Genomic DNA, 8,393 nt, shown 5'->3' on the forward strand with positions numbered 1-8,393 from the left:
CGGTTCACGGTCCGGGCGCGTCCGCTGCCCGCTCGCGCGGGCCAACGCGGATGGCCCGGTTTATCGCGTCCAGGAACGCCCGCGCGGAAGCCTCGACCACGTCCGTGGAAACGCCCCGGCCCGTCCACCGGTCTCCCTCCACCTCAACCTGGACGGAGACGTCCCCCAGCGCGTCCGTCCCGGCCGTCACGGCCCCGACGTTGAACGAGACCAGCCGTGCCTCTGCCCCCGTGGCCCTCCGGACCGCGCCGCACGCCGCGTCGATCATCCCGTCTCCCGCCGCGGTCTCGGAGACAGTCTGTCCATCGGCGCTCCGTAGGGTGACGGTCGCCTTGGCGGAGATCTGGGAGCCGCCCACGACCTCGAGGCTGTCGAACTCCCAGTGGTCGTCCGCCGTCCGCATCTCGTCGGCCACGATGGCCTCGATATCGGTGTCGGTGATCTGGATCTTGCGGTCCGCCAGCTCCTTGAAACGCTCGAAGGCCCGCTTCAGCTCCTCCGGCGCGAGCTGGTAGCCCATCGCCTCGAGCTGGGCGGTGAAGGCGTGTCGTCCGGAGTGCTTGCCCAGGACGATCCGGCCCCCCTCGAGGCCGATCTCGGCGGCGTCCATGATCTCGTACGTCATGCGGTCCTGGAGCACGCCGTGCTGATGGATGCCCGACTCGTGCGCGAAGGCGTTGGCGCCCACGATCGCCTTGTTCGGCTGGATCGGGTACCCGGTGAGCAGGGAGACCATCCGGGAGGTCCGGGCGATCTCGCGCGTGTTCACCTCGACATCGACCCACATCAGCTCGCGGCGTGTGCGGATGGCCATCACGACCTCCTCGAGCGAGCAGTTCCCGGCTCGTTCGCCGATCCCGTTCACCGCGACCTCGATCTGTCGCGCCCCGGCCCGGACGGCGGCCAGCGAGTTCGCGACGGCGAGCCCCAGGTCGTTGTGGCAGTGAACGGACAGCACGACCTCTGTGAGCGCGGGGACCCTCTCGTACAGGTAGCCGATCAGCTCCTCGAACTCGTGCGGGAGGGTGTACCCCACCGTGTCGGGGATGTTGATCGTCGTCGCGCCGGCCTCGATCGTGGCCTGGACGACCTCGCAGAGGAAGTCGGCGTCGGTGCGCGTGGCGTCCTGGGGCGAGAACTCGACGTTGGGCGTGTAGCGCTTCGCCCTCCTCACCCCCTCCACCGCCTGGGCGACGATCTGCTCCTCGGAGGCCTGGAGCATGTACTTGCGGTGGATGTCCGAGGTCGAGAGGAAGACGTGGATCCGGGGATCGCGCGCGTCGTGTATGGCCTCCCAGGCCCGGTCGATGTCGATGTCCACCGTGCGGGCGAGGGCAGCGATCTGGGGGCCCTTCACGTTCTCGGCGATCAACTTCACGGCCTCGAAGTCGCCGTCCGAGGTGATGGGGAACCCGGCTTCGATGACGTCGACCTGCAGCCGGGCGAGCTGCTCGGCGATCTCCAGCTTCTCCTTCGCGTTCAGGGCGATCCCCGGCGACTGCTCTCCGTCGCGCAGAGTGGTGTCGAAGATGAAGATCCTGTCCATCAGCCCTCCTCCAGTACGACGAACCGTCCGGACCGGATGCCGGCCGCCTCCATCGCGGCCTCGAGCACCTCCGCGGGGATGGGCGAGTCGACGGCGAGCGCCATGACCGCGGGCTCCCCGGGGGAGGGAGGCTCCGCGACCACCATGTTCTTGATGTTGATGTCCGCGTCGGCGAGCGGCCCGGACGCCCGGTGCACCACCCCGGGCCGGTCGTCGTATCGGAAGAAGGCCATGTACCGCGTGAGGGCGATCTCGAGCGGGCGCCCGTCGATCTCGACCACCCGCTCCTCGTTCGCCCGTCCGACCAGCGTCCCCCCCACCACCACGGGCTCGCCGTCCCGCCGGGCGGTCACCCGGACGAGGTTCGTGTAATCGGTGCTCGCGGCCGACCGGGTCTCCGTGTAGTCGATGCCGCGGTCGGACGCCACCATCGGTGCGTTCACGTAGGTGACCGGTTCGTGGACGCCCGCCTGCAGGAACCCTCGCAGGGCGGACAGGGTGAGCACCCGGGTGTCCTCGCTCGCGACCGGACCGTGGTACGCCACCTCGAGCGCGCCCACCCCTTCACCGGCCAGGGCGGCCACCAGTCGCCCGAGCCGGGTCGCCAACCGCAGGAACGGGCGCAGGAGCTCGGGGAGCTCACCGCCGGCCTCCAGGTTGACGGCGTTGGGCACGAACTCGCCGCGCAGGGCGAGCAGCACCTGCTCGGCGGCGATCGTGCCCGCCTTGTCCTGTGCCTCCGCCGTCTGCCCGGCGATGTGCGGGGTCACGACGACCCGGTCGAGGCCGAAGAGCGGCGAGTCGGTGAGCGGCTCCGTCTCGAACACGTCGAGGGCGGCGCCCCCGACCTTGCCCGAGGAGATGGCGCGGGCGAGGGCGTCCTCGTCGACCACCCCGCCGCGCGAGACGTTGACGATCAACACGCCGTCCTTGCAGCGCGCGAGCTCCCGCTCCCCGATCATGTGGTGGGTCTCGGGCGTCTTGACCACGTGCAGCGAGATGACGTCGGCCTGCTCGAGCAGCTCGTCCATCTCCACCAGGTCGATGCCGAGCCGCTGGGCGCGCTGGGGAGCCAGGTACGGGTCGCGAGCGATGATCCGCATCCCGAAGGAGTGGCAGCGCTGAGCGACGAGGGTGCCGACGCGGCCGAGACCCACGATCCCGACCACCTTCCCGCTGAGCTCCACGCCCGCGAACCTCTTCTTCTCCCAGCGGCCGGATGTGAGTGCGGCGTGCGCCTGGGGGATCTGCCGGGCGAGCGCGAGCATCAGGGCCACCGTGTGCTCCGCCGTCGAGACGATGTTGCCCTGCGGGGTGTTCACGACGACGATGCCCCGCCGGGTGGCCGCGGTCACGTCGACGTTGTCGACACCGATCCCAGCGCGCCCGACCACCTTCAACCGGGCTCCCGCGTCGATCACCTCGGAGGTGACCTTCGTCGCCGAACGGATGATCAACCCGTCGTACCCACCGATGGCCTCCAGGAGCTCATCGGGGGTCAGGCCGGTGCGTACGTCCACCTCCAGCCCGCCGCCCTCGAGCGTCTCGATGCCCGACGGGGCGATCGACTCGGTGATCAGGACGCGAGGCTTCAACTCCCGTTCCCGCCGGTCTCCCGTCCCGGGCCCGACCCCGGGACGTGCTTGGCGTCGAGCCAGGACATCATCGACCGCAGCTGCTTCCCGACCTCCTCGATCCGCTGGTCGCGCGCTCGGTGGCGCATGGCCTGGAAGCCGGGCTGTCCGGCCTGGTTCTCGAGGATCCACTCCCGGGCGAACGCTCCGGACCGCACCTCGTCCAGGATCTCACGCATGCGGGCGCGGGTGTCCTGGTCGATGATCCGGGGGCCGCGGGTGTAGTCGCCGAACTCGGCCGTGTCCGAGACCGAGTACCGCATCCACGACAGACCGCCTTCGTACATGAGGTCCACGATCAGCTTCAGCTCGTGCAGGCACTCGAAGTACGCGATCTCCGGCTGGTAACCCGCGTCGACCAGCGTCTCGAAGCCGGCGCGGACGAGCTCGGAGGCGCCGCCGCAGAGGACGACCTGCTCGCCGAAAAGGTCGGTCTCCGTCTCCTCGGCGAAGGTGGTCTGCAGGACCCCGGCCCGGGTGGCCCCCAGCCCCTTCGCGTACGCGAGCGCCACCTGGAGGGCGTTGCCGGTCGCGTCCTGGTGGATGGCCACGAGCGACGGCGTACCGGCTCCCTCGGTGAAGGTGCGGCGGACGAGGTGACCGGGCGACTTGGGGGCGATCATCGCGACGTCGACGTCCGGTGGGGGCACGACCTGCCGGAAGTGGATGTTGAACCCGTGGGCGAAGAAGAGCGCGTTCCCCGCCTCGAGGTACGGCGCGATCGACTCCGCGTAAACCTGCTTCTGAACCGTGTCCGGGAGCAGGACCATCACCAGGTCCGCCTCCTTGCACGCCTCCTCGGTGCGCAGGACGGTCAGCCCGTCGCTCTCCGCCTGACCCCAGGACCTCGAGCCCTCGTACAGACCGACCCGCACGTCCATCCCCGAGTCCGACAGGTTCAGCGCGTGCGCGTGTCCCTGGGAGCCGTACCCGATGATCGCGATGCGCCTGCCTTGGAGGTTCTTCGTGTCCGCGTCACCGTCGTAGAAGATCGTCGCCATCTGTGCCTCCTAGGCCGTGTCCCGGGCCGTCCGGTGGTGCTCGTACGCGTCGTGGATCGTGTGGCGGCCCCGGTCGAGCGCGATGAGCCCGGTCTTAACCGTCTCGAGGATGCCGTGCGGCCTGAGCATGTCTATCAGGGCCTGGAGCTTGTCCGGCGTGCCGGTCGCCTCGAGCGTCAGGGCGGACGGGTCGACGTCGACGATCTTGGACCGGAAGATGTCCGCGATCTCGATGATCTGGGACCGGGTGCCGGGCTCCGCGGCGACCTTGATCAGCATGAGCTCCCGCTGCACCCCCGCTTCGGCGTGGATCTCCTCGATGTGCAGCACGTTCACGAGCTTGTCGAGCTGACCGACGATGTGCTCGAGCGGCTTCGCCTCCACCTTCACGACGATGGTCATCCTGGAGATGGAGGGGTCCTCGGTCGGGCCCACCGCGAGCGACTCGATGTTGAACCCGCGGCGGGCGAACATCCCGGCTATACGGGCCAGCACGCCCGGCCTGTTCTCGACGAGCACCGACAGGGTGTGGACCCCCTTGCGTCCCTTGTAGGCGCGCTTCTCATAGAGGACGTCCTTCATCTCATGCCTCCTCGTCGAAGAGCGGGCCCATGATGATGTCGTCGTTGGACTGGCCCGCCGGGACCATCGGGAACACCTTCTCGCCGGGGTCGCACCGGAAGTCGATCACCACCGTGCGGTCGTCGATCGACTGCGCCTTCTCGATGATCGGGTCGACCTCGCTCGGGTCGTCGCACCTGAACCCGATCGCGCCGTACGCCTCGGCCAGCTTCACGTAGTCGGGGACGTCCTGGGTCAGATGGATCTGCGAGAAGCGCCCGTCGTAGAAGAGCTCCTGCCACTGTCGGACCATCCCCAGGTAGGCGTTGTTCATGATCGCGATCTTGACGGGGATCCGTTCCGTGGTCATCGTCGCGAGCTCCTGGCAGGTCATCTGGAAGCACCCGTCCCCGTCGATCACCCAGACGTCGGAGTCGGGACGCGCCACCTTGGCTCCCATGCCGGCCGGGACCGCGTACCCCATCGCGCCCACGCCCCCCGAGTTGATCCAGGTGTTCGGACGCTTGAACCGGATGTACTGCGAAGCCCACATCTGGTGCTGCCCCACCCCGGAGGAGTAGATAGCGTCGCCGTTCGTCAGCTTCCCGATCCGCTCGATCACGTACTCGGGGACGAGCTGGCCGTTCGCGGAGGTGTCCGGGTAGCGCAGTGGGAAGCGCTCCTGCCAGTCGCGAAGCTTCGCCCGCCAGCCGCTGAGGTCGGGGGCGCCGCGCTCGGCGTACAGCCGGCGCAGCTCGGCGGTGAGCTGCGGGATGACGTGCTTCACGTGGCCGGCGATCCCGACGTCCGCCTGCCGGTTCTTGCCGATCTCGGACGGGTCGATGTCGACGTGGATCACCTTCGCGTTCGGCGCGAAGGAGCTGAGCGCGCCGGTCACCCGGTCATCGAAGCGGACCCCGAGCGCGATCAGCAGGTCCGTCTCCTGCATGGACCGCACGGCGGTGTAGTTGCCGTGCATCCCGGGCATCCCCAGGCACAGCTCGTGGTCGTCCGGGAGCGCTCCACGTCCCATGAGCGTGGTCACCGCGGGGATCCGTGTGAGCTCGGCGAGCTCGCGCAGCTTCTCGGCCGCGAAACCGCGGACGATCCCACCCCCCGTGTACAGGATCGGCTCCCTGGCCTGCGCGATCGCCTCCGCGGCCCGGCGCACGAGCTCGGGGTCGCCGGTGGTCGGGGGGCGGTAGCCGGGAAGGTCGATCGCGTCCGGGTACCACCAGCCGAACTCCTCCTGCAGGACGTCCTTCGGGATGTCGACGAGCACCGGTCCCGGGCGCCCGGTCGCCGCGATGTGGAAGGCCTCCTTGATCACCTGCGGGATGTCCTTCGGGTCCTTCACGAGCCACGAGTGCTTCGTGATCGGCATGGTGATCCCGGTGACGTCCGCCTCCTGGAAGGCGTCCCCACCGAGGACGCCGCGGGAGACCTGGCCGGTGATGGCGACGATGGGCACCGAGTCCATCCAGGCGGACGCGAGCCCGGTGACGAGGTTGGTCGCGCCCGGACCGCTCGTCGCGAAGCAGACCCCGGGCACCCCGGTCACCTGCGCGTACCCGTCCGCGGCGTGGGCGGCGCCCTGTTCGTGGCGACACAGGATGTGACGTATCGACGAGTCGAGCAGCGGGTCGTAGGCCGGGAGGATCGTCCCCCCGGGGATCCCGAATACGTGCCGGACACCCTCGAGCTCGAGCGAGCGGATGAGGGCCTGGGCCCCCGTCACCTGGTCTCCGGCCTTGAACTCCATGTCGTCTCTCCTTCGCGACCAACAAAAAACCCCTCGCCGGGTCGACGAGAGGTCTGGCAGGCGCCGGGGCGGCGCCTGCCTACCGAAGTACGATCGAGCTCTTCAGGGTCTTCATCGAAGACACAGTATGGGAGCGGCGGGCGGGCACGTCAATCACACCGGGTCGATCCGGTACACCGGCCCCGCGAGCGACATCACGTAGATCTCTCCGACTGCGTCCTGGCCGAACGCCGACACCTGGGCCGCGTTCACGCCCAGGGACCGATGCCCCACCGCGCGGCCCCCGTCCTGTACGAACGCTCGCAGCTCGCCCTTGCAGAAGTCGGCGAACACGTACGCCCCCGCCAGGGCGGGGATGCGCTGGCCTCGGTACACGTACCCGCCGGTCACGGCGCAGTGGCCGGCCACCCGCTCGTACTCGTATATGGGCAGGACGTGGTCGGCGGGGGCGCTGCCCTGGAACTGACGCGAGCCCTCCAGCCGGTTCCACCCGTAGTTCTCGCCGCCCCTCGACGCCGCCGCGCGCCAGTTGACCTCCTCGACCGCGTTCTGCCCGACGTCTGCGATGTACAGGTCCTGGTTCGCTCGGTCGAACGAGAACCTCCAAGGGTTGCGCAGTCCGTACGCCCAGATCTCCCCGCGTGCCCCGGTCCGACCGACGAACGGGTTGTCGGCCGGGATGCTGTAGGCCTGGCTCCCGGCCGGGCGCGGCTCGATCCGCAGGATCTTCCCGAGGAGGTTCCCCAGGTCCTGCGCGTTGTTATCCGGGTCGCCGCTCCCGCCTCCGTCGCCCGTCGAGATGTACAGCTTGCCGTCGCGTCCGAACTGCAGGTCGCCGCCGTTGTGATTGGCGCGGGGCTGGTTCAACCCGAGGACGGCGCGGGCGGTCGAGACGTCGGCACGCCTGTTCGCCCACCGGTACTCCCTGATGACCGTGTTGCCGTCGCGGTTCGTGAAGTTCACGTACAGGTACTGACCGTCCGGCGAGAAGGCCAGGCCGAGCAGACCCTGTTCTCCGCCGGTGGAGACCTCCGACGAGATGTCGAGGACCGCCGACGACTCGACCTGGCCGCCCCTGATGACGCGTATCCGTCCACCCTTCTCGGCCACGTACAGCGAGTCGTCGTTCGGGGCCACCTGCATAGCGAGCGGCTGGTTGAGGTTGGCCACCTGCGTCAGCCCCACCCGGGCGTCGGCGAGCGACGGTCCGGGAGCCGGGGTCGGACGCGGCGCGGTGATCCGGCCGGTGGATCGGCTCGCCCCCGGCGACCCCTCCGGGGGCGCCTCGGTCTCCAGGGGGTCCGGTGTGGCGTCGCTGAGATCCGGGCTCGCCTGGATGCGCCGGGCGTCGTCCGTCTGAGGCTCCCCGCGGCCACAGGCGGCCGTGACGAGCGCGAGCAGACAGCAGGCGGTGGCCACACGGACTCGGGTCATCACCTGTCCAACGCTACCGCGGGCCGGCCGGTTTCATGCGAGGGACGTGGTGACGGGCGCGTGGTCACTGCGGCCGGACGCCTCGTAGGCCGAGATGTCCGCCTCGTGCTGAAGGGTCAGGCCGATGTCGTCCAGTCCGTTGACGAGGCGGTGCTTCACGTCCGGATCGATGTCGAAGCGCACCTCCCGGCCCGCGAACGTCACCGTCTGGGCGCGGAGGTCGATCCTGGCCTCGCCCGCGTCCATGAGCTCGGTCACGACGTCCTCGGGCAGGACCACCGGGAGGAGGCCAACCTTCGTGCAGTTGCCGTGGAAGATGTCGGCGAAGCTGGGTGCGACGATCGCCCGGAAGCCGAAGTCCTGGAGGGCCCACGGTGCGTGCTCACGTGACGACCCGCACCCGAAGTTGCGTCCGGCGACCAGGATCGGGTTCGGCTCCAGCGTGATCTCTCCCG

Annotated in this window: 7 protein-coding genes; all 7 read right to left on the bottom strand. The window is 69.4% G+C overall.

Annotated features, from left to right (window positions below; translation table 11 throughout):
• Nucleotides 1-4: 4 nt before the first annotated feature.
• Nucleotides 5-1,546, bottom strand: a complete 1,542-nt coding sequence (locus VM840_04585) for a 2-isopropylmalate synthase (protein HVL80853.1) — start codon at nucleotides 1,544-1,546, stop codon at nucleotides 5-7.
• Nucleotides 1,546-3,141 carry a phosphoglycerate dehydrogenase gene (gene serA, locus VM840_04590; GenBank protein HVL80854.1) on the bottom strand — a complete coding sequence of 532 codons (1,596 nt, stop codon included), beginning with the start codon at nucleotides 3,139-3,141 and terminating at the stop codon, nucleotides 1,546-1,548. The genes VM840_04585 and serA overlap by 1 nt, the downstream gene beginning before the upstream one ends.
• A complete protein-coding gene (gene ilvC, locus VM840_04595) occupies nucleotides 3,138-4,181 on the bottom strand; it encodes a ketol-acid reductoisomerase (protein ID HVL80855.1) in 1,044 nt (347 codons plus the stop codon). The genes serA and ilvC overlap by 4 nt, the downstream gene beginning before the upstream one ends.
• Nucleotides 4,182-4,190: 9 nt before the next feature.
• The gene (ilvN, locus tag VM840_04600) at nucleotides 4,191-4,763 is read right to left on the bottom strand and encodes an acetolactate synthase small subunit (GenBank protein HVL80856.1); all 573 of its coding nucleotides are present in this window, start codon (nucleotides 4,761-4,763) and stop codon (nucleotides 4,191-4,193) included.
• Between the two features lies 1 nt (nucleotide 4,764).
• On the bottom strand, nucleotides 4,765-6,504 hold the full coding sequence (locus VM840_04605; protein HVL80857.1) for an acetolactate synthase large subunit: 1,740 nt from the start codon (nucleotides 6,502-6,504) through the stop codon (nucleotides 4,765-4,767).
• A gap of 153 nt (nucleotides 6,505-6,657) precedes the next feature.
• A complete protein-coding gene (locus VM840_04610) occupies nucleotides 6,658-7,938 on the bottom strand; it encodes a PQQ-dependent sugar dehydrogenase (protein HVL80858.1) in 1,281 nt (426 codons plus the stop codon).
• 33 nt (nucleotides 7,939-7,971) lie between these two features.
• On the bottom strand, nucleotides 7,972-8,393 hold a 422-nt coding region (gene leuD, locus VM840_04615; GenBank protein HVL80859.1), incomplete at its 5' end, for a 3-isopropylmalate dehydratase small subunit.

This window comes from Actinomycetota bacterium (assembly GCA_035540895.1).
Lineage (GTDB): Bacteria > Actinomycetota > JAICYB01 > JAICYB01 > JAICYB01 > DATLFR01.